The 22,503-nt window shown below is 37.1% G+C and carries 23 protein-coding genes; 20 read left to right on the forward strand and 3 right to left on the reverse strand.

Annotated elements, in window-relative coordinates; translation table 11 throughout:
* Positions 1-33 precede the first annotated feature (33 nt).
* The 7 genes from WC819_04175 to WC819_04205 all read left to right on the forward strand — a co-directional run bounded on the left by WC819_04175 (position 34) and on the right by WC819_04205 (position 6,567).
* The gene (locus WC819_04175; GenBank protein ID MFA5986511.1) at positions 34-945 is read left to right on the forward strand and encodes a hypothetical protein; all 912 of its coding nucleotides are present in this window, start codon (positions 34-36) and stop codon (positions 943-945) included.
* Positions 946-1,059: 114 nt separating this feature from the next.
* The gene (locus WC819_04180) at positions 1,060-1,968 is read left to right on the forward strand and encodes a DNA cytosine methyltransferase (protein MFA5986512.1); all 909 of its coding nucleotides are present in this window, start codon (positions 1,060-1,062) and stop codon (positions 1,966-1,968) included.
* Positions 1,952-3,034 (forward strand): HpaII family restriction endonuclease, encoded by a 1,083-nt coding sequence (locus tag WC819_04185; protein ID MFA5986513.1) that lies wholly within the window; start codon positions 1,952-1,954, stop codon positions 3,032-3,034. The genes WC819_04180 and WC819_04185 overlap by 17 nt, the downstream gene beginning before the upstream one ends.
* A 4-nt stretch (positions 3,035-3,038) precedes the next feature.
* Complete coding sequence (locus tag WC819_04190; protein MFA5986514.1) at positions 3,039-3,467, forward strand: very short patch repair endonuclease; 429 nt, start codon at positions 3,039-3,041, stop codon at positions 3,465-3,467.
* A 164-nt stretch (positions 3,468-3,631) separates the two neighbouring features.
* On the forward strand, positions 3,632-4,054 hold the full coding sequence (locus WC819_04195) for a type II toxin-antitoxin system antitoxin SocA domain-containing protein (protein ID MFA5986515.1): 423 nt from the start codon (positions 3,632-3,634) through the stop codon (positions 4,052-4,054).
* Complete coding sequence (locus WC819_04200; GenBank protein MFA5986516.1) at positions 4,035-4,547, forward strand: hypothetical protein; 513 nt, start codon at positions 4,035-4,037, stop codon at positions 4,545-4,547. The genes WC819_04195 and WC819_04200 overlap by 20 nt, the downstream gene beginning before the upstream one ends.
* Positions 4,548-4,572: 25 nt before the next feature.
* Positions 4,573-6,567 carry an AAA family ATPase gene (locus tag WC819_04205; protein ID MFA5986517.1) on the forward strand — a complete coding sequence of 665 codons (1,995 nt, stop codon included), beginning with the start codon at positions 4,573-4,575 and terminating at the stop codon, positions 6,565-6,567.
* 139 nt (positions 6,568-6,706) lie between these two features.
* Here WC819_04205 and WC819_04210 read toward each other — a convergent pair whose 3' ends face one another.
* Entirely contained in the window at positions 6,707-7,852 is a 1,146-nt protein-coding gene (locus WC819_04210; GenBank protein MFA5986518.1) for a hypothetical protein, read from the reverse strand.
* A 350-nt stretch (positions 7,853-8,202) separates the two neighbouring features.
* Between WC819_04210 and WC819_04215 the strand changes: the two genes are divergently transcribed.
* The 13 genes from WC819_04215 (at position 8,203) to WC819_04275 (ending at position 20,626) form a co-directional block, all read left to right on the forward strand.
* A complete protein-coding gene (locus WC819_04215; GenBank protein ID MFA5986519.1) occupies positions 8,203-8,589 on the forward strand; it encodes a hypothetical protein in 387 nt (128 codons plus the stop codon).
* A 299-nt stretch (positions 8,590-8,888) separates the two neighbouring features.
* Positions 8,889-9,140 carry a hypothetical protein gene (locus WC819_04220; GenBank protein MFA5986520.1) on the forward strand — a complete coding sequence of 84 codons (252 nt, stop codon included), beginning with the start codon at positions 8,889-8,891 and terminating at the stop codon, positions 9,138-9,140.
* A gap of 170 nt (positions 9,141-9,310) precedes the next feature.
* Entirely contained in the window at positions 9,311-10,912 is a 1,602-nt protein-coding gene (locus tag WC819_04225) for a hypothetical protein (protein MFA5986521.1), read from the forward strand.
* A gap of 183 nt (positions 10,913-11,095) precedes the next feature.
* Positions 11,096-11,539 carry an SRPBCC family protein gene (locus WC819_04230; GenBank protein MFA5986522.1) on the forward strand — a complete coding sequence of 148 codons (444 nt, stop codon included), beginning with the start codon at positions 11,096-11,098 and terminating at the stop codon, positions 11,537-11,539.
* Positions 11,540-11,608: 69 nt separating this feature from the next.
* The gene (locus tag WC819_04235) at positions 11,609-12,118 is read left to right on the forward strand and encodes a zeta toxin family protein (GenBank protein MFA5986523.1); all 510 of its coding nucleotides are present in this window, start codon (positions 11,609-11,611) and stop codon (positions 12,116-12,118) included.
* Positions 12,119-12,244: 126 nt separating this feature from the next.
* Positions 12,245-12,469 (forward strand): hypothetical protein, encoded by a 225-nt coding sequence (locus tag WC819_04240; protein MFA5986524.1) that lies wholly within the window; start codon positions 12,245-12,247, stop codon positions 12,467-12,469.
* Between the two features lie 169 nt (positions 12,470-12,638).
* Complete coding sequence (locus tag WC819_04245; GenBank protein ID MFA5986525.1) at positions 12,639-13,418, forward strand: hypothetical protein; 780 nt, start codon at positions 12,639-12,641, stop codon at positions 13,416-13,418.
* Positions 13,419-13,724: 306 nt separating this feature from the next.
* Positions 13,725-14,753, forward strand: a complete 1,029-nt coding sequence (locus tag WC819_04250) for an ornithine cyclodeaminase (protein MFA5986526.1) — start codon at positions 13,725-13,727, stop codon at positions 14,751-14,753.
* Between the two features lie 121 nt (positions 14,754-14,874).
* Positions 14,875-15,951, forward strand: coding sequence for a ribosome small subunit-dependent GTPase A (gene rsgA, locus WC819_04255; protein MFA5986527.1), 1,077 nt, complete (start codon positions 14,875-14,877; stop codon positions 15,949-15,951).
* Between the two features lie 68 nt (positions 15,952-16,019).
* Positions 16,020-17,810, forward strand: coding sequence for a hypothetical protein (locus tag WC819_04260; protein ID MFA5986528.1), 1,791 nt, complete (start codon positions 16,020-16,022; stop codon positions 17,808-17,810).
* 281 nt (positions 17,811-18,091) lie between these two features.
* The gene (locus WC819_04265) at positions 18,092-19,093 is read left to right on the forward strand and encodes a hypothetical protein (GenBank protein ID MFA5986529.1); all 1,002 of its coding nucleotides are present in this window, start codon (positions 18,092-18,094) and stop codon (positions 19,091-19,093) included.
* Between the two features lie 386 nt (positions 19,094-19,479).
* Positions 19,480-20,034 carry an NUDIX hydrolase gene (locus WC819_04270; protein ID MFA5986530.1) on the forward strand — a complete coding sequence of 185 codons (555 nt, stop codon included), beginning with the start codon at positions 19,480-19,482 and terminating at the stop codon, positions 20,032-20,034.
* Positions 20,035-20,233: 199 nt separating this feature from the next.
* Complete coding sequence (locus WC819_04275) at positions 20,234-20,626, forward strand: hypothetical protein (GenBank protein ID MFA5986531.1); 393 nt, start codon at positions 20,234-20,236, stop codon at positions 20,624-20,626.
* An 88-nt stretch (positions 20,627-20,714) separates the two neighbouring features.
* On the opposite strand, the gene WC819_04280 is transcribed toward WC819_04275, so the two are convergent.
* Entirely contained in the window at positions 20,715-21,032 is a 318-nt protein-coding gene (locus tag WC819_04280) for a hypothetical protein (GenBank protein MFA5986532.1), read from the reverse strand.
* A 182-nt stretch (positions 21,033-21,214) separates the two neighbouring features.
* Positions 21,215-22,141 carry a M48 family metalloprotease gene (locus WC819_04285; GenBank protein ID MFA5986533.1) on the reverse strand — a complete coding sequence of 309 codons (927 nt, stop codon included), beginning with the start codon at positions 22,139-22,141 and terminating at the stop codon, positions 21,215-21,217.
* Between the last annotated feature and the right edge of the window lie 362 nt (positions 22,142-22,503).

Raw genomic sequence — 22,503 nt, forward strand, 5'->3', positions numbered from 1 at the left:
GGGTGTGACAACCAGCAGGTTGTCCTTTTTTGTTTGGATAATCTTGTTGAAATAAAAATAATTTGTAATAAAAATGCTATGGATAGCAATATGCCTATTGATGAGGCTCAAAAAAATCAAGAACAAAAGTGGTACAAAAAATGGTGGGTTATACTAATTGCAATAATAGTAATGTTGCCGTTTTTTTGGTTTTTTATTCCAGTTGGACTGATTGTTCTCATTTGGACTAGACAATGGAGTAATGGCGGTAAAATCGCCGCTACGATCGGTTTCATTTTATTTTTGATGACAGTCCTGGTTATAATTGGTTCTAATGCTTCAACAAAAACACAAACAACTTCAAAGGAACAAAAGCAGGAAATTGCGAAAAATTTGCCTATTGATGATAAAAAAGAAGATTCAAATACTGGTAGTATGGCACAGGTTGTTGAACAGAATGATCAAATTACGGAGGAAAAGAATGCAATTTCAGAAAACAGTTCGGAAATAGCCAGTCAAAATGAAAAAGTTGAAGAAGTTCAGGATATTCAAAAAACACCGAACTATGAAGTTGTTTATACAATAAATAATAAATATGGGCAAGGTGAGATTGATTTTGGAATTTTGATTGATCCAGTCGATGTACAAAGTAACTATTTCAAAGAAGATATAAAATTTATTGTGACAAAAGTTGTACAAGAGAAAGGAAAAAAAGTTTCTATTGATATATTAGATGATAAAAAGACTCTTGGTTTGTACCAGAAAAGTCACTATGCTCAAAATACTTTAGGGAGAATTCTTACTCAAGATGAAATGGAGTTGATCGGAGATCACCTTGTTGCAAGTTTTTCTGGACAGTTTGGAGAAGAAATTGTACAAAATTCATTGTCGTTTTTTCCAGCAACTGGGTCCGATAATCCAAGAGTTGGTAAATATGTCGAAACTCTCAAATTTGAGGTGAAATGATGTAAAAAAAGAATTTTTTTCCGATATGGTTATTTCAGTCGTTTATTCAAGGCTGCTTGATTGAACGTTCTTTTGATTGTACACTAAATTTGTATATCAGTTATTACTTTTGTGATGAATAATAGAAAAAATAAGAAAAAAATAGGTGAGAATTATACTTTTATAGATTTGTTTGCTGGGATAGGGGGATTTCACCAGGCTTTTCATAATATCGGAGCTGAGTGTGTGTTTTCTTCAGAATGGGATGAAAATGCCAGAAAAACGTACGAACTCAATTTCAAAAAGATTTCTCCAAATCTTTTTGAAAAAAATAAATTTATAGGGGATATAAACTCAATCAAAAACATCAAAAAGGAGATTCCTGATTTTGACATTTTGACGGGAGGATTTCCTTGCCAGCCCTTTAGTCACGCTGGACACAGAAAGGGTTTTTTGGATACCAGAGGCACTTTATTTTTCAATATAGTCGAAATATTGAGACAAAAAAAACCAAAAGCGTTTTTTATAGAAAATGTCAGGGGATTATTGAATCATGATGATGGCAATACTTTTTCAGTAATCAAAAAAACAATAGAAGAAGAACTGAACTATTCTTTTTATCCTGAGATTATTAGAGCCTCCGATTTTGGTTTGCCCCAGCATAGACCTCGTTTATTTATGGTTGGCTTCAAAAATAAAAAGATAGAATTTGAGTTTCCAGATCCAGTTGGCTTGAAAATGAACATGTCTGACATATGGGGAGGAAAATGCAGTAGAGATGTGGGATTTACTCTCAGATGCGGTGGTAGGGGGTCTGGTTTGAATGACAGGAGAAATTGGGACACATATTTGGTTGACGGTAAAGAAAGAAGATTGTCTTCTGCGGAGGGGAAAAAAATGATGGGATTTCCGAAAGGTTTCAAATTTCCAGTTTCTGAAACCCAAGCAATGAGGCAGCTTGGGAATGCTGTAGCTGTGCCAGCCATTCAAGCTGTTGCACAGGCAATAATTGAATCATTGAACTCTTATGATAAAAGGAAATAAAGGAGAATGGAGTGAATTTTATGCTTTTCTCAAAATATTGACTGATGGCAAAATGTTTACTGCAGATAAAGATCTCGAAATATTGAGAGATAATTATTATATTGTTTTGAAAATTATTAGAGAGGAAACTAATGGGAAGAAATCTTATGATATTTCTAAGCGGGATGGCAAAGTTGTGATTTTTGATGAAATGATGAAATTGAGTGATGTTGTTGATTTGGAAAAAATAAAAAAAAGAGTTGCGGATATTTTTGATGAAATGAGAAAAGCGAAAGGATCTACTTTCCAGATATTACTTGCTGAAGAGGCTATGAGGGATTTGCATTGTTCCCAGATAAAAGCATCAAGCGGACGAAAGGCGGACTTAATGATTGTTTTGCACGACAAAAAATCACCAGCCTTTCCTGAATTGGGGTTTAGCGTGAAATCCATGCTCGGATCACCATCAACACTTTTGAATGCCTCAGGGGCGACAAATTTCGTCTATAAGGTTGCTGAAAGCGGCAAGTCTGATGAAGAGCTTGATGTGTGTAACAAATCGCTTACAGTTCGAGATAGGGCCGAATTTATCTATGATGCAGGTGGCCGTTTTGAATATTGTGGGATGGACAGTGCTAAATTTAGAAAAAACCTTAGAAAGATTGATTCGAATTTTCCAGAAATAATTGCAGAAATTGTAAGGCATTACTATGGTGGCAGGGGAAATAGCATTTCTGATTTGGTTGATCATATTTCGAAGGATGTTGATTTTTGCAAAAAGCTTGATTTAGACAAAAGTGACTTTATTTTTAAGGTAAAGAGATTTTTATCAGATGTTGCTTTGGGCATGACTCCAAGCAGAGAATGGGATGGACATGCCAGTGCACACGGTGGATACATAATTGTAAAAGAAAATGGAGAAATAATCTGTTATCATATCTACAATCGAGACGAATTTGAGGACTATCTTTATAATAATACAAAGCTGGATACTCCAAGTACGACACGACATAAATTTGGCGACGTTTATGATGAAAATGGAGAGAAAAAAATCAAATATAATTTGCAGATTAGATTTATAAAATAAGCAAATGGTAGATATTTTTTCAAAAGAAAAAAGGTCCGAAATAATGTCGAAAATAAGATCAAAAGAAACCAAAATGGAGGTAAAATTCAGAAAAAAACTTTGGCATTCTGGATTTCGATATCGAAAGAACGCGTCTGGTTATTTTGGAAAACCAGATATTTTACTTAAAAAATATAGAACAGTTATTTTCATCGATTCTTGTTTCTGGCATGGATGCAAAAAACATTTCAAACTTCCTTCAACAAGACAGAAATTTTGGAGTGAAAAGATGGTACAAAACCAAAAAAGAGATAAGGACGTTACAGGTTATTATAAAAAAAATGGTTGGAAAATTATCCGAATTTGGGAGCATGATTTGAAGAGGAATTTTCAGAAATCGTTTGACAAAACTAGTTATTTATTATTGAAAGATGAAAGTGCACGAATAAAGTAATGGAAATACAATTATTTTTGATCAAGAAATCGGAATTTTGATTTTTTGGAAATATCTGTTATATTGAAATTATTAAGATATTACTATATATGGCTACAAAATACTTAAGGGCTATCGAGGTGGCGGAGTATTTTATCGCAAGAGCGTGTAAGGAAGGGGATGAAATGACGCCAAAAAAATTACAAAAGATGCTTTATTATGCTCAAGCGTGGTTTTTGGTTTTTGAAAACAGGAGGCTTTTTGATGACAAAATAGAGGCGTGGATGCATGGACCGGCGATCTACTCCATTTATCAAGAGTATAAGATGTTCGGTTTTTTTCCAATTAGAAAGGAAATTGATAAGGATTTTTTGGATAAAATATCAGATAATACGAAGAGGTTTTTATCGGATATTTGGAAAGTGTATGGAAAATATGATGCTGATTATTTAGAAATCTTATCACATAACGAAAAACCTTGGCGTGTTGCACGCGCTGGAGTTGGCGAGTTCAATGCTTCAAAAAATGAGATTGATACAAAATTGATGAAAAGTTTTTATAAAGAACTGCTTGCTAAAACAACGGATGATGTCCAAGAATCGAAATAACAAAAGAAAACAGGAGAGAAGACTTCAAAAAAAGAAGTCTTCTTTGATAGAGTGCGTTGTTGGTGTACAACGAGATGATGTAAATGAGGGTAGAGTTCCTGAAAGTGTTGCCAGTATGGGTGATGTATTTGATGATAGTGAAGTTTATTCTATAAGTTTTTCTCAATATGCCAGTAATGAATGTGAGATAGACGCAATGATTAGCAATGGAGATAAATGTTCAGGTCGAGCATTGCAACTATTGAAACTGATTGGATCGCACTGTAGCAACCTTAGGACGCTTAAACATCTTGGTTTTGAAACAAAAAAGATTGCAAACGATAATCAGTATAAAAGGTTATATAATAAACTGAAAATGTGCGGTGTGGACATAAAGGAAACTACGATTTATGAATCATACATTTCAAATCAAGGTGGTAGAATATTTTTTTGGGTGTATGGACAAAAAAAGATGATATATATTGTTGCTATACGAAGAAATCACTACAAATAATTTTTTGTAAGAATAATTGTAAAATATGCCAATAACTCAAAGTCAAACATTCTATGTAAAAAAAATATATCTGAAAAATTTTAAGAAATTCAGTAATGCTGAAATTGATTTTGGGGCTGGACTTAATTTCTTGATAGGTCCGAACAACGCTGGAAAAAGTACAATTCTTCAAGCTGTGGATATTGTTGTGGGGGATACGTGGCTTTCTGAGGATATGCTTGACCATTCTTTTTTTTATGAAGAGGAGAATAACTTTGTTGTTTGTGTGGAAATTGCCTTTCCAAACATCGGTTGTTCATCTAATAGAAACAGAATAAACTTCATTAGAAATCTGAAGCTTGCAAAAGGCAATGTTCGATCAATGGTGTATGGACAATTTTCAAATGCCACACCTCGAGAATTTCTTGATGGAGATGAAATAGATAGCATAACAGATGTAGTTGGGGAGGATATAAATATTGAGTCCGTACATTTCTTTACTGTTGCTAAAAGAGAAGATGGTAGTCTGAGTGTTGAAAATTTCGTCGTACTTAATTTGTGTGAGCCAGTTTATAAAAATGATGGCAACTATACATCCATTCAAATTTCATTGACCAAGTGGGTGAGGAGTAATCTGATTTCATTTTTGTTTATACCAGCTGCCAGATCTGAAAATCGACAAATATTTCAAGTGGCACAACACACGTGGCTTGGCAAATATTTGAAAATTCTACAAAAAGAAAAAAATAGTGAAGTCGAAAGTTATTTTGATCAATGTCATTTGCAATCATTTCCATTGGAATTTGATAATTCTGTAAAAGATATTCTCAAGGATCTCTTTGGTGATATAAGTGAATTGTCACTTCACACCTTTGATCATGAGCATTGTGACTCATTGTATAAATACGCTCATGTTTTTTTATCTGATCCTTTTCTTGCTGAAATTGATAAGAAGGGTCACGGTATCCAATCTGCGAGTGCTATAGCATTGTTTTTGGGCTTTCTTGAACGAGAGGCTCTCAATCATCCAGAATATAGCACATCTCGGAGTGGATCCGCTCCATCACACTGGGCTACGATTTTACAGATAGAAGAGCCTGAATCACACTTTCATCCTCCAGCGCGAATAAAGCTCGTATCTATTCTTAAACAGAAATTTGCTGACTCTGGGGCGCAAGTAATTGTTTCGACGCATGATGAGGGATTTGTTAAGTGGCCTTTTATGAATGGCTCAAATTTGATATTCCCAGGTGCGATTGATCCAGACGGAAAGATCAAATCTATACTATTTCATGATGGATCGACAGATAGCACTATGGAAATAAACTCTCGTATATTACGGTTTCAAGCGTCAACAATTTTTTCACAAAGAGTGTTGATAGTTGAGGGGTGCGAGGCGGTGTGTCTAAATGCTATTTTCATGAGATTATTGAATGAAGACTTAGAATCTAATGCAATTACAATGGCTCAATCAGTATCTTCGCAACCAAGAACTGATCACGGAGATAGTGGCAATTTACAGCCAGCTGGTGGCGCATCTCAAATACCTGATACAGTTCAATTATATAAGCAATTGGGAATAAAAAGTGCATGTCTGATTGATATCGATTGTTTATTCAATGGTTCGATTGGAAGAATTATTGAGTCATTTGGTGGGGTACCAAGGGCTTTCATTTTTGATGAGGTGCTTACACAAGAAGAGGTGAGAGGGGGTAGTGGGATGGTATCAGCTCAGGATATGAGAAGTATTATAGCGGCTAGCCCAGATAAAGAGCGTAGATTTAGTGATTTAGTCGAACGATTATCAAATATTGGAATTTTTGTATATAACAAAGGTGATTTTGAAGGAAATTTTACGGATAGATTTGTGAATAATTATATTAGTCGGAACAATAAAATTATTAAGGAGGCATTGTGCTATGCTATAAAAAGTAAAGCGGAAATGAGTAATACATTTGATGTGGATTGTTTGCAAAGTAATGCAAGGCAAGATTTAGAACAAGCTTTGGCATGCATAAAAGCTTTCTTTAGCACTGACTGAATTGTAGCAGTCGTATTTCTTGTGATATTTCTCTCATATTTAAGTTGCGGAACATGTCCATTAGCGGGAGCCCCATACAAGATGACATTTGAACTAAACAAGAAAAGAGCTTCCTGCATTTATGCAAGAAGCTCTTTTTTTATGCTATTGCCTCAGTTGCTATTGGCAAAGCGTTTTCGGGTAGTTTGTGCGCATTGATCAGTTTCATTGGAATCCAATCTTTTGGTGCACGGTCTAATGGGATGTTGCCACAGCCAGGTTTTCTTCTCCAATGGGCTCTTCTCCAATGCACACGTTTTTCCTGTGATGCCTTAGATGATTTGATGAAGCTAACCAATTGGTCGATTTTTTCTTGTTTCATCTTGAACTTAGCTGATACAGTGAATAAATCAGATGTTTGATCAATGAATGCATTTTCTAAAGAAACTCGTTTTTTTGAACTTGATTTCATTTTTTCATTTTTCTTTGTTGTACTTGCTGGAAAATTTTCCAGATAAATACATAAGTTTATGAAAATATGAAACGCAGAGTTTATTGCAAAATCTTTAAGCGGAGCACTTATATCGAGAATGTTAGCATTTAGAAATGTCTTAATCACAAAATTTTCGGACATCTCATTTGGTTTGAAATACATTATCGGAAGTGTCATTTTGCCATCTTTGTCATAGCTAAGATGTTTTTCAAAAAAACACTCAATTTCATGCTCTGATGCCTGTCTCCTTATTAAATTTAACAGCTCTTTTCTTTCGGTTTTTTTGAGTCTTTTACATCTAGAAAGACTTGGTGGCAAAAGACGTAGCTCCCATAAATCGGAAGAATCAGCAGAAGGAAGAAACTTGCCGATATTGCTCACAATAATTGAATCGTAAGCTGTTCCATCATAGGATACCAACAAATCGGTTAATGTGATAATGAATGAATCAAAAGGAAATCTAATTTCCTTCCACCGAACTGCGTTAATGGTTGTCGCGTCTAATAGATTTTGGACGTTTGAGGGTAAGTGAAATATCCTTCTGGAGGAAAAATTCCATGATAATATGGAAAATGGAATAAATCCATTTGCTTCACTTTCTTCATTATAATTTGGTATGTAATTCAAAAATCTTTTTTCAAAGAGATCTTTTTTTGTTAGATTTAAAAGACATTCTCTGAAAGAATCAAAATCTCTGTGATTTTGAGGCAATGAATTTTGCAAATTCATTGATGTTGCACTTCGAAGGAAACACAAATTTTCCCAGTGGGATAATAAGTGGTCGATTCTCTGTAATCCAACATTTGAAGACATGATTGTTCCTCCAGTGTATTTGAATTGTATTATTCTTCTGTTAATTTACATGCAAAAAGCAACTGAGAATGATATCGTATTTTAACTATTTAGTCAATCATTTTGTATAGGATTCTTGCAAATCAATTCGAATGTCGTCCAGGATGCGGAACAAACACATTTTAAGGCTTTTTAAAGCCTTTTTTTGTTGGTTGTATTTGATTAAAATATAGTTATATGGTAGAATTTTTTTTTAGTTCTTTTCATATAAACTTTTCACAAGCTGACAATAAAGTAATCAAGTTATTTATTATTTTATTGTCAGTTTGTACAAGAAGCATTCAATTAACCATCATTTGGTGGAGGAGAAAATGAACAGGAGTAAAGTGAACGACTCAAGGCTATGGGAAATATGGCAAAAATCGGGAGCGATTGGAACAATCAAAACCGCACGGCATCGAAAGAGAATGATTAAAGCTATTAATGACGCTCGGGGAGTGGAAATCGTCAGAGATAGTGAATCAATTCGTTTTATCGGCCATTTTGGCTTGGGAAACAAGTCTGAAATGATCTTGACGTTAGCCGATGCGACCAATCTTCTGAACTCTGGTCTATTTGAAACATCTGGAGCATATGGCAAAGTACTTATCGAGGCCAAAATGGTTCGTGCCTGGTTTAAGCCCGTTCAAGGCAATGATCTTATTTGTCTCGGGACTCGTGATTTCGTCAGCAATTTGAGACAGATTCTCTTAAATTAAGAATCACGCATGATGTGAAGTCGAGGACCGTCATTGATTGGGGTCACAACTATATAACTCCAGAAATATGGCGGCCCGTTGCAACCCAACTGGTCGCCTTTTTATTTCCCAACAGCCAACATTTCCAATGATTGCATTATTTTTTTAAGTCCAGAGTTTTGAACATATCAACCAACTGGAGCAATGACATTGACAAGGGTGTAGCATTTGTGTTACGCTCTTTTGTTGAGTTATTTCATAAAATTTTTTTCTATAGAAAGGGCTAGACGATAAACAAACTTCCAGAGGAGGAATTGATTATGCCGGCACTGGTAAAAGTCATAAAAAAGAATGGTACTATGTACAAGGGTTTCCATTTTGGTAGCGAAGGAGGATTGATTTATTTGATCAATCCATGGGAATTGACAGAGGATGAAGATAATGAAAATCTCATGCCGGGCGACCATATGGAAAGCCCGGTCGGAAAAGAAATTGTTGGCACAGCGGGAGAAGAATTTAGGTTTATTCAAATCCCTGTTGTTGATATAGAAACAATTGAATCCACAGATTGATTTTAAGCTCGCCACGGAAAGCTTTCCGTTTAGGTGAGCTTTCTTTTTGGCTAGGTTTTTCTATGACTGTCCTAGTAATTCATCAAGATTTTTTTAAGCATTTATTTCGGGTGTCCGAACGGGATTTAAACTGTTTTGCGCTTAATGTTTATTTATGATACTTTTTAATTATGAAATACAAAAAATCAATCATTGTAATTTTATTGATTCTAATCCTTCTTGCAAGCGCGGGATTTTTTGTAGTGTATCGCACCAAGACTCAAGTGAAAGATCTTTTCCGGATGAACAAAGAATCGCAAGAAGCAGGTTATTACATGGGTGATTTTGAATTCAAAATGATGGGGGTTTTGTATTGGCTGGATAAAGGAGAATACTATCGTGCCCTAGTGCAGCTTAACAAACTGCATAATCAGTTCGAAACCAGAGAAGGACTAATCAAATTGCCCGAGTTTAATAATAAAGCGGAAGAAATTGAGTTTTATTTGAATTTACAAAATCCCAAGACAGGTGCTTTCATTGACGATATTTATCCGTATGCAGTTTACAATGAAGTTACAGAAAATGCGATAAACAATCTTGACGCGCTGACAAAAGAAACTGGACAGCCACTCAAATTAAAATATCCTTTAAAATATCTCGACGAAATCAATACACCGGAAAAATTAAAAGCATTTCTCGATGATGTTGCTTATGTCAGTTGGATTTCAACGAAGTTTCCGCAAACGTCTTATGTTTTTGCCAGAAGCATATTAAGTTATGCCAATGGCGAGGGAATGATGGAAGAAAAAGGTCTTTATAAATTTTCTGACGAATGGAAGCAGGCCTTGCTCCAATGGTTTTATGACAATCAGGATCCGGAAACAGGATTCTGGGGACCGAGATCGAGAGCGGATCATAAATTATTAAAAAAAGATTTAACCAATACCGCTTCAGTTATTAAAGCGTTCGTTGATAAGGATGGCAATAATATTTATGAGACCTTCCCTTTACGATATGGAAGTCAAATGTTCAAGACTGCTCTTGAAGTTATGTCTGAGCCAACGCCAGATGTCGAGGATTTAGATGAATGGCACGAATGGGAATTAAAGATGGGGAAAGGCACTTATATGATAACTAGATATATATGGCAATATGCTTCAACGGAAGACAAGGTTGAGGCCAAAAAAATACTTGAAAATCTTGTTAAAACCAACTTTGCCGAGTGTTATGTTCCAGAGGAAGGGGCATTTAGCTATTATCCGCATGGAGAGCATGCCACTCTGGACGGCAGCGGATTTTTTTCAATCTTCAAGGATATTGGAGCATTGTCTAATGAGAAACAAAAGAAACTTTGGGGAGAACCGGAAAAAATAATAACTGATCTGGGAAATCGAAAAGTGTCGATGCTTACAGAAAAAGATTTAGATCTGATTGCAACAAAAGAAGACGTCAATTCTATTCGTATTTATAAAACTGTTGCGGATTATAATAATTTGATGTTAGGTGTTTCGGTGATTGTTTATCCTAATGAATCATCCATTCCAGATATTATGGATCTGACTGCTAAAATGAAAACATGGCTCAACACAACTCCACAGACAATGGGAAATTGGACATCAAAAGAGGAGATGAAGCAAGAGTTGGAGGCTGTTCAATTTGAAGAAGCTCCGGTCTATGAAAAAGAAACAGCAATTGAAAATATGAATTCAATCCTGCAGGCAAACGGAAAAGTAGTGGTCATCGGATTTGATACCTTGCAAATTCCGAGATATAAAATAGTGTTTGAGAAATAAAATTCATTCCTAATTTTGATTCCAACCGTATGAAAGGTACACCATTTGCCGAGCATGTCTGGAAACTGCCCATATGAAGGGGCAGTTTTTCTTTTTCTTATTGGGCTATTTCTAGAACCGTTCTAGCGACTCATTTTTTATATCCAAGTGGGGCGATAGAACTTTTTGTGGTAAAATATTGATATGAAAAAAATTCTTCTACAAAAATCTTGGGTTATAAATGCTCCTCGCGAAGAAGTTTATAAAATAATGAGCGATTTTGAAAATATGCCCAAATATTTTCCGAAAGTAGCTCAGTCACTGCACATCTTAAAAAGGGATGGGAATAATCTTACTATTGAAGCTAAAGCTAAAACATTTGGACGTATTATTTCCGTGCAAATGGAAACTCAATTGCGTCCACCAAAAGGATATGTTTCAGATAATAAAAGTGGCATTGGAACTTTTGGTTACGAAGAATTTCTTATGGAAGAAATTTCGGAAGGTACAAGAATCAACTATTCATATAATATTGAATTAAAAAATCCAATCCTTCGTATTTTGGGTGGATTCTTAATTGGATGGTATGCGATGCGTTTTTGGGAACATGCTGTTATAGACAAATTAAAAGAAATGTTAGAGAAGTAAAAATTGTAAACAGATTTTAACGGCATCCAGCGCTCGAAGCACATATAAAAAAGTATTATCGGTGATTTTATGAAAGAAACAAAACTTATTGTTTTGCGCGGTCCGTCTGGCTCTGGGAAAAGCTCAATTGCAAAAGCGATTCAAACGGAGTGGCTCGATCACAATAATCCAATGGCGTACGTGGAGCAAGATTATTTCAGACGAATCGTCCTTAAGGAAAAAGATGTTGCTGGGGGTTTTAATATACAGATGATTAAAGAAACGGTGTTATTTCTTTTGCACAATCAATATGATGTCATCATGGAAGGCATCTTTGATAAAGGGCGTTATGAAGAGATGTTCAAGGAAATTATCCGCAACCATCCATCAAATAATTTTTTCTTTTACTTTGACATCTCTTTTGAAGAAACTCTCAGACGGCATGACACAAGACTAAATAATAATGAATTCGGCGAAAAAGAGATGCGATCATGGTACAAAAGTGAGAATTTCCTAGAGAGTATCAGAGAAAATATCATTGGAGAAAGGCATGCTTTCGACGATACGGTTAAACATATTCGAATAGTCGCTAATTTGTGAAACTGCTTCTAATTCATCCAATCATGCTTGACATTGGACATTTTTTGCGTTAGGATGGAGCGTTGTGAGGAGTATAGACAAAGTAATTTAACAAATGATCAAAATGTCAATTTGAAGGAGGAAAACATGGGCACGACAAGAGCTAGTGGGGCAGTTCTCACGGAAGAGAAAAGAGTAGGAAACCAAATTACATTCGGGCTTACGCTTCATCGTAAGAAAACCACATTTACGATCACTTTCGATGATGTGAAGGAGGTGGAACCTGTGACCGAGCATGGTGTGAGGATACTGACCAAAGATGGCGCACCAGTATTTGTTACCTTTTCTGCACTACAGAGCATAGTGCTCTAAAATCATTCAATTCAAACCGCCATAAGCCACTTAGTAACTATAATTAGTGAAAAGCGGCTTTTTTGTAAGCATATAGTTTGACAAAATATGATTTGCTTGATAATCTTTATCAAATTAGTTTATAATGGGCATTACGCCAAATTGTTACTTTGACAAAAGGAGCTGTAAGATGAAAACAAGAACGAAAAGCGTGCTTCAGGTTTTGTTGTTGGTTTTGACGGTATCTTTTCTGGTAACAGGGTGCAAAGAAGAACCAAAAAAAACCGAAAAAAAAATCGGGCAAGCTGGTTCAGCTGTCCAGATGTTTTTAAGGAACATGGAGTTCAAGCGATATGAACAGATGCATGCGCAGACAGTAAATTCCAGAGAGAAGTTGATTTTTGTTCAAAGTATAACCCAAACACCTATTGTGGTGAAAAATGCTGCTGTTTTGTCAGATAGATGTTCTGATACCGACGGCGATTGTGAAGTAAATGTGTCAATGGATGTTACTGATATCACGTCGGCCTTTGCTGCATATATCGTTAATCTGAGGTTATCTAGAGACCCAGACTCTACAAGATCACCATTCTTTTTTTCTCCAAATATTTTGGGTATTGAAAAGTTTATACCCATACGGCAGACATGGAGAGTGGTCAAATTAGATGGCGCATATTTTATTGATATGGGCGCTGGTGGGGAGAAAACGGCACGGCATGAGAATATCATGAATTATGTGCTAGATGCAGGTGTTACTGAGGAAGATATCAATAAAAAAAGTGTAGACGAGAAGATAGATTCGGCTAGCATGTGGCTAATATTTCTGTCAATGGATCTAAATCTCTCTCCTGAGGAAATGAAGACCATCATACGTAACTCAGCGCCTCTTGTGGATGCATCCATAAGGAACTTGTCGTACATGGCAGAAAAAATGAAAGCAAATGGGGTCAAGTCAAAAACCGGGATATAATATCCTTGCAATCATCTGTAATCATTGCCCACGCATCTAATGGCGTGGGTTTTTATTTTGTCTGAATAAGCAATTAAATATTTACGAGATTATTTTGTCGTGACTTGACAAGGCGGTATATGCATTTATAATGAAAGACATGAACACGAGATTAGACAATAAATTAGTATTGATCCCCTCTCCGACGCCTAGATAGCAGTCGGGGTGTCTTATGTTTCTTAATGATATGCATTCAGCGGCCCCGACCAAGAGGGGTTTTTGTTTTTCTCAATAATCCTGGAGCTGAATGCCTTAATTAAAAAATATATGAAAGTTATCACTGAAGAAGTCTTGGTAAAACTAATCAAGATCCATGGCTTTGAAAATTTTTTGAAGGATTTCATGTTGGTGCTAAAAAATGATTTTAGTCGTTGGAATGAATTTAATTTAATTCCTCGTCCTGCCATGCATGTGCGTGACGGCGTACTTGAATTGATGCCAATTTGCGATAAGGACATCTTTGCCTTCAAGTATGTAAATTGCCATCCTAAAAATACAGCAAACGGCATGATGACTGTGGTGGCAACTGGTCAACTTTCGCGTGTGGATTCGGGCTATCCTTTGCTGTTTTCTGAGATGACATTATTGACTGCCTTGCGTACTGCCGCAACGACCGCTATAGCCACTGATCTATTGTCCCGAAAGGACAGTCAAATTCTCGGGATCATTGGAACAGGCGCGCAAAGCGAGTTTTTGACAAATGCATTGCGATTGATACGCGATATCAAGGAAGTGAGATATTTTGATATCGATTCTCTGGCAATGGATAAGTTTGAAAGTAATTTCAAAAATAGCAATCTAAAGCTGGTGCGATGCAACAATGGCAAAGAGACTGTCAAAGGAGCAGATGTAATCACAACGTGTACCGCTTGTCGAGCGCACGTGGATGTACTCAAAAATGATTGGATCAATGCCGGCGTACACATCAACGGAATTGGCGGGGACTCCGAAGGCAAAACGGAATTGGAATTTGGCATACTTTCTCGTGGACGTATCGTTGTGGAGTATTTGGATCAATGCATGACCGAAGGTGAGATCCAACGCTTTGATCGTCAGGAAGCCAAAAAACATGTACATGCCGAGCTTCACGAACTTATTACCGGGGAAAAAATAGGACGAGAAAGCGATGAGCAAATCACGATTTATGATTCTGTCGGGATCGCTCTTGAGGATTATTCTGTTTTGCGGTTTACCTATGATCTGGCAAATCGGTATGGTCTGGGACAGGAATTGAATTTTACGCCTGTCTTGGACAATACGAAAAATTTGATTGCAATGGTCACTGAAAAAAAGTAAAACAATGATCTGTGATCATAGGCACAAAACAATCCCAAAAAAGCAGGCTCTATACGAGTCTGCTTTTTGTATCCGAGGAAAACACCGGAAATTGTGATACAGTATAGATATGGAGGAAAAAATGATAAAAATTGAAGATTTAGGGTGGAATGGATCTTTTGATGCTGATCGAAAAAAGTTCGGATCAGATGGTTTTTCGGTTGCGCGGGTAATTGCCGAATATAAAGGAGCGTATAAGGTCAAAAATACCAAAGGTGAATATCTGGCGAGGATAACTGGAAAGCAGATGCGTGATGCGATATCCAGAGAAGATTATCCGGCAGTCGGTGATTGGGTAATGATCGCTGATGCTGATCAAAAGCAGGTGACGATCCATGCGGTGTTGCCGAGAAAAACGGTAATGAAAAGAAGATATAGTGGCAAGGATGAAACGCAGATCATTGCCACAAATATCGATGTGGCTTTTGTCATCGAATCATTGGATCGGGATTATAATCTCAATCGCATGGAAAGATATTTCGCCATTGCCAGAGACGGTGGCATCCAGCCAGCTGTTATTCTCAATAAGATCGATCTGATATCTCAGGAAGAGTTGGATTTGAAATTGGTCGAAATAAAAAACAGGTTGGGCGAAGTTGATGTGATCCCGACCAGTACGCGTAGCGAAGAGGGATTGGAAAAACTCAAAAAATATATTGCGCCAGGTAAGACGTATTGTTTTCTCGGTTCATCGGGCGTGGGAAAATCATCTCTCATCAACAAATTGCTCGGTGCAGAATGCATCAAAACGGAAAATATCGGAGCGCGTTCCGGGCGAGGTAAACACGTGACGACAACGCGGGAAATGTATTTTTTGGCTGAAGGTGGCATCGTGATCGACAATCCTGGCGTGCGGGAAGTGGGGATGACAGATACGAGTAGTGGTATCGACAATCTATTTGATGAAATAACTGCGCTTGCTGTAGGTTGCAGATATGTCGATTGTACGCACACGCATGAACCCGGATGTGCAGTCCTCGTTGCGTTAAAAGAGGGCAAATTGGACGAGAATCAATACACCAATTACGTCAATCTCAAAAAAGAAGCAAAACATTATACAATGACAAAAATTCAAAAGAAAGAAAAGAAGCGTCAGTTTGGGAAGTTTGTCAAAAAAGCAAAAAAGGGATTAAAGAATTTTGGGCATAAGGATTACTGATCTATTCGCGTTTTGTTTTGATCATGTATGGAGTAATAAAGCAGAGTTTTCCAATATAATAAAGTATTATGAAAAAAGTTTTTCTGAAAATAGTGGGCGGCTCTGTCATTATTTTTGTGCTTTTTGCTGTCGGAGTGGCCTATTATATCACAAGAACTCCGGAATATTCTCTTTATAAGTTGCGAGAGGCGATCATCACTGATAGTGCTGATGTTAAAAAATATCTTGATAGTGAAAGTGTTGCAGAGAGTCTCGGAGAATCACCGGCACAATTGCAAGAATGGATCGATAGTCTGAATACTTCCATAGTGGAAATCAAAGAAGAAAACCGTGATAAAAGTAAAGACGCCAGTGCATATGTCGATACGGAACTTTCCGGAAAAAATGTAAAGAATGCATCTGTATCATTTACGGATAGAGATGAAGTAGTAATTTCTTTGACATTTGACGATGTCGGCACAAGGATCTTTGCGGATATTACCAAAAGGAATATTGGCAAAGAAATAGCTGTTTTTTTAAGAGGTAATTTGTCAAATGTTTTAATTATCCAGAATGAAATAACCAATGGTGAGATGGCAATTTCAGGAAAAGATACGGAGCATGCCATGTCTCTGGTTGATGCAATCAACAAGGAAAAAAGGAGTCGACTTGATGGTTTTGAGATTAGGCAGAGTGACATTAGAGGGAATTTTGCCGAGATATCAATAGGGGAAAAGAACAGTAAAAATAGTCTGAAAATACACATGATCAAAATGGATGGTGGATATTGGAAGGTAGATAAGATTGATACAATGATCAATGAAAATGATGAGGCCAAGCTCCCCAGTCCGGAAGGAGAAAAAGAGGTGACATTCAATTGGAAATATAAAGGAAAAAACTATTCTTTGGATGAAAAGCTATATGACTCATATTATACATTTTATGAGTCGCTTCCTGCACAAAATATTTTTAACGGAGAGTCTCTTGTTGGAGAGTTGGAAAAGAAGAACGAACTATTTGTGACGGAAAATACGAGAGATAAAACCATCGGTGATCTGGCGCAAGCAATCAAATCACTGGGAGAGAAGAACGATCTCAATGAAGACCAGATCGTGGAGCTGGTGGCGTCATTCGTTCAAACAATTCCGTATGATGACAATGAATATAATAACAGGGAAACAGTGGTGCCTAAAGAGGATTATCCATATGAGGTATTATATAAAAACAAGGGAATTTGTTCTGATAAAAGTTATCTGGCATACTCTTTGCTCAGAGATTTGGGATATGGCGTTGCTCTTTTTATCTTTCCGGAAGATCAGCATATGGCGATAGGGGTGGCTTGTCCTCGTGAATATTCCAATTATGATTCAGGGTATTGTTTTCTTGAAACCACGAGCATGGGAAACAAAATTGGATCTGCTCCAAGTATTATGGAAAAATCACGCATTGCTTCTTCGAAAACAGAGCTCAATGATTTTGGCGTCGATTCTTCGGAAGATCAATCCCATCCTCTGGGGGAAATTGAGATTTTAAACAAAATTAATGGACGGGTCTACACCGGAATAATTGAAACCATCAATACCCAAAAGGAAATTGAGAGTCTTCTTTCTGCTGTGAGAAAAATGGATGGTGAATTAAATGTTTTGAGAAAAGATTTGAATGATCAAAATGAAGAAATTGGTAAGATGGTAGACAAGCTTAATAAATTGGCAAAAAGCAGTGACAATAGTGCTTATGATGATTATAAAAAACTATATGCGAAATACAAAAATGCCGTTGCTAATTTTGAAGAAGACAGAAAGGTGTTTAATGCGAAAGTTGACGTGCGTAATCAATTAAACGCAAAGCACAAAAAAATTGTGGAGAGCTTCTATCAATAAGTCTATAGAGCTTTGCCTATTGGTTACATACGAGTAGGGGTAAGTGAAATGTGAATATTTTTTTGATGGTCGCTGTTATCACAGGGCGACACAATTTATCTGCTGGATGCATATGTTATGTGGTTATATATTATCTGATGCTAGCCATAGTACTATTTATAACCAAATGGATAATCAGAATCCGATAATGCCATTGTTACTTGATGTAAATTAGACTATGCTTTATAGTAAGGAAGAAATTGTTCTTTGATCTGTCAACCAAAAAAATGGAGGGATAGTTCGTGAAAAAAAGAATAAGAAAAATACAAGGAAGAATTCGTGTCGGAGCGTTGCTTCTATTGGGAATCATTGTCTTGCGAGGACCATTTCCGCTGTTAATGCGATTATTGCCGCGTTTTTTTGATTATATTTTCTTTGTGTATCCAGGTAAAGAAAGTGACATTGGAGGATATTTGCCGTATTTTCTTGCGAACAGTGCATGGTGCAGGACGCAGATTTTCTTTGGAGGTATTATCACTGCTCCGCCAGGGAAAAAGGCGGGAAGGGGTTTTTTGATTGGTTCTCCGTCCACAGTGCGCAGTATGTTGCGGTCGGAAGTGGAATGTCGCATCTTAGAGAAAAAAATGAAAAAAATTGCAGACTGCTTTTCAGTGAAGGGGATTGCGATTGCTGGAAGAGCACCATCGATATTCATGCATCACGGCATAGTCTTAGAAGATCCTTTTGTCCAAGGAGAAAAGGGGATGGTGTTTTGTACGATTGAGACTTTGTATTTTGTTGCACAAAAGCATCAAATATCTTTACAAACGGCAAATATTGCCGTATTTGGGGCTGGCCGCGTGGGAAAGAGTATTGCGGAATTTTTATCAGCAGAGGGGTACAATGTGACAAATATACGTGCACAAAGTGTTTTTGATCCAGAAGGTCGAAAATTATCAAATGACGTGAATGATATTTTGCGTGTGGCAGATATCGTGATCGTAATTTCTGCCAAAGGGTCAGATTTTCATCCGCACATGAAGTACTTGAGAGATGGCGCGATTATCATTGGTGAAACTCATCCGCCCATACAGCGTCCGTTCGAAAAAGGATCAATATATCGGGCTGGGCTCTCTTTGGAGGGATTGAGATTTGTTCCAGCGTTAGAGACATACAGCGCGACAAGTATCCCCGGTTGTGTCGTTGAGGCAATTGTATTTGCACGGTACGGAGAAATTGCAGATCAAAAAACATTTAATAAAATGGCGCGCGCAATCGGTTTCTGCGCATGTAATGTCGTGTAAACCTGTTGATGTATGTGCTATTGAAATTGAAGGCGAATAGCTCACCTGCCACTATTCGCCTTATTTTATTTTCAGTCGATTTTTTTATAATGCGCATTATCAGAGGATTTTTGTTTGGGTGATTATTTTTCTTGAAAAATGGTATAATAAAAAAATATTTTATACTATGCCAAAAATGCTGGTTTTTTTGAGCTCTGTATTTATAGGGGCGAGAATTATATTTTTTAACGGTCATCCAGTTAGTACTCGCGTTGTCTAGATAATATTTCATATTTTTATACGGGAACATTCCGTTTTAAAAAGATGGACAAAGTCCCAAAAATGTGCTAGGATGCGTAGTCCTAATATTTAGGCGAGCTTAACAAAAAAATAGAGAGGAGCTGTCTATGAAAAATGCATATTTAATTGAGAGGTGGAGAAGTCTTTCACAAAAGGTGGTATTTGTAGCCAAAAGATTTTCGATACTTAGTGTCGATTATTTACGGCCTGGCAATGAATTCTATAAGGATGTGTGTGTCAAACAAGAGCCGGATGGCGTAGGAATTTTTGCCATAACAAAAAAACGTGAAGTTGTCATGGTAAGACACTTCAGACCCGGACCGGAAAAAATCTTGCTGGAATTGCCTGCGGGAGATGTGGACAAAGATGAAGATCCGGCAATTGCTGCAGAGAGGGAATTGCTTGAAGAAACGGGATATCGCGGCAAAGAATCATTAGCAGTCGGATCATCATTTCGCGATGCATATTCCACTGGAGTTTTTTTCTCAGTGGTAATTACAGAATGTGTGTTAGAAGAAATTCCGAAAGGACGCAAAAGACACCCTAGCCTTCGTGAAATTGTTTTGGTTCCACTCGGTGAGTTTCGGCAAATGTTAAGGAGTCAGCAAATGACAAATTCCGAAGCTGGGCTGAGAGGGTTGGATTATCTGAATCTTCTCTGAAATAGGCTTAACGAATTTTTGTTCTTTTTGAGAAGGACTGCTAAAATTTTTAGCAGTCCTTTTATTTTAAACGTTATATTTTAAATGGATATTACTCTCCATTGACTAAACTGTTATTGCATATTAGAATCATTAGTCAGTTCTTTTATGTTGGTTTGCACAAAAATTTAAGCATAGTCATAAAAAAGGAGGATTAACAATGGATTTTGTTCCCAATAAACAATTGAGCAAAAGAGAGATCGATGATGTTTTGCAGAATCCTGACAGGCGACATAAGGATGACCCGGTGATCGATCCTGTGTTATTGACGGCGGGTGATCTTTATAAATCTCTATGGACATTGAGTTGCGCGGCTATTGTACTTGCTAGAGAGCATTTGGAGAGTCAGCCAAATACAGAAGTCCTCCTGAGGATCTTTCAAAACTCGGGGATCAAATATGTAGGGATGGCCATACTTGCTTTTGGGGTGGATCTGGATACAATTGAAAATTTGACTCCGGAAGCCAGTCAAAGGGTTGTGCAAATGCTTTTTGAAAAAATTATTAATGCAGTGAATGAGGATCTGCTTCATTCTCATTTTTCGATTGATTAAATTTTTCTATATCAACCGTTTGCGTATGCAAAAAGAAAAAGCCAAATCTTTTTTAGATCTGGCTTTTTAAGTGGTTTGCATAATGTGATTATTTCGTCAAAAGATATGGACATGATGTTGAATGTGCGCTGGCACGAAACCCCGTTGAACAAAAATCAGTGTCATCATAACTTAACTCAAACACAATTTTTTGACCAGCGATATCATAGAATTTCCATTGGATCGTGTTAGGGCTGTATTTGGCCTTGACGTCCATTTCCCCCTTGGTAATTTTTGGTAATTCACATAATTTGTCGTGCATTACCACAATTTCTCTCGGCTCTGGATCCGGTGTTCCGAAATGCTCCAGATCTTGGATGGTGAATGTCGTCTTATCATTTTCTTTCTTTGTGCCAGTGACGCTCATGAAATCCTCCACTAAGTGAGATTTTTGATTGTGTTTCGATTGTAAGAGAGCTTATCTAATGTTTTATTACACAATTCATATTTTGTCAAAGGTGGGACGAATGTCGTTAAAAATAATTTTTCAAATAAAATAAAAAAACCACCAGAGGAAGTGTCTACCTCTCGTGGTTTTTGTTTTTTGACTCATGTCTCGAGTGCTTCTAATGCGGCCAAACGTTTTGACATGCTCGGATGAGTTGACAACATGTCAGATGGATTTGGATCTGCGGTGCAGAGGAACCCTACAGCTGCGCCGACTTTTTCTGATCCAATCGTTGGATTTTTCACAATCTTTTGTAGGGCCGACACGAGATGTCGTGATGTTCCCATGATCTTTGAAGCTGAGGCATCCGCAGCATATTCTCTTTGGCGTGAAACAAAAAGTTGGAGAATATATCCAAACAGACGTCCGAACAAGTACATTCCTCCACCGATGAGTAAAATTGCCAATAGCGCCAAACCGCTATCTTTTTTACTCGATGTTGGCCGATCGCTTCCTGACTGGTAAGGTCCAATCCTTAAAAGAATCCATCCGGTAAATGCCATTATCATGACGCTTATCGTCATCGCCATAGATACAAGAATATCTCTATTGGCGATGTGGCCTATTTCATGAGCCATGACAGCTTCTAACTCTTCCTGTGTTAGATTGTCTATGATGCCTTGTGTTGCGCCCACTGCAGAAAAAAAAGGCAGTCCCCAGCCGAATGCAAAAGCATTCATGCCACTTGTATCAACTAAGTAGATCCGCGGTGTCGGCTTTGCAATAAGTGGTGTTACCTTGTGAACAGTATCCCACAGTCTTGGGGATTGTTCTCGTGATCTAATACGTTTTGCATGCATGGTCAGTGCGACGATAGGCTCGTTAAAAATGAGCAAAATTCCGCAAAGAAGCACAGCGCCAATAGCTCCCCAATAGAACAATCGTATTGCGCCAGGAGCAAATCTGGCAATTACCAGAAGGCATATACTCCACATCAACGTCATTGCGATGAATGCAACAAAAAAAGATGCCCAACTCCGTACCCATGTAGAATACACCTTGTAGTTTTTTACTGTTTGATTTTTCAATGTACTTTCCTCCTATTGGTTGATGGTTGTTAATTTTTTGAACAACATGGGAATATATCATAAAAAATATGTCATGTCAAGAAATAAGTGAAGGAAAATTTATATCAAATTCATTTTTTGTCATGGTCACCTACCACTCATGTGTCGATGGACTTTCCAGCGACTTTTTTATTTCTGAGCTTGACAAATACAGGATATTTGCTATGGTAAAAGGTCTGCAAAAGCCATAAAAACGGATTTTTGCAGTAGATCTTTAACATTGTGAATACGTAAAAATATTTTACAAAAGGAGACGATAAAAAGATTAAAATGTTTGAGGGTGTTTCTTGATTTGTGGGAAAAAATAAAACAATAACAACAGG

Source organism: Parcubacteria group bacterium, from assembly GCA_041660065.1.
Taxonomy (GTDB): Bacteria; Patescibacteriota; Minisyncoccia; order Moranbacterales.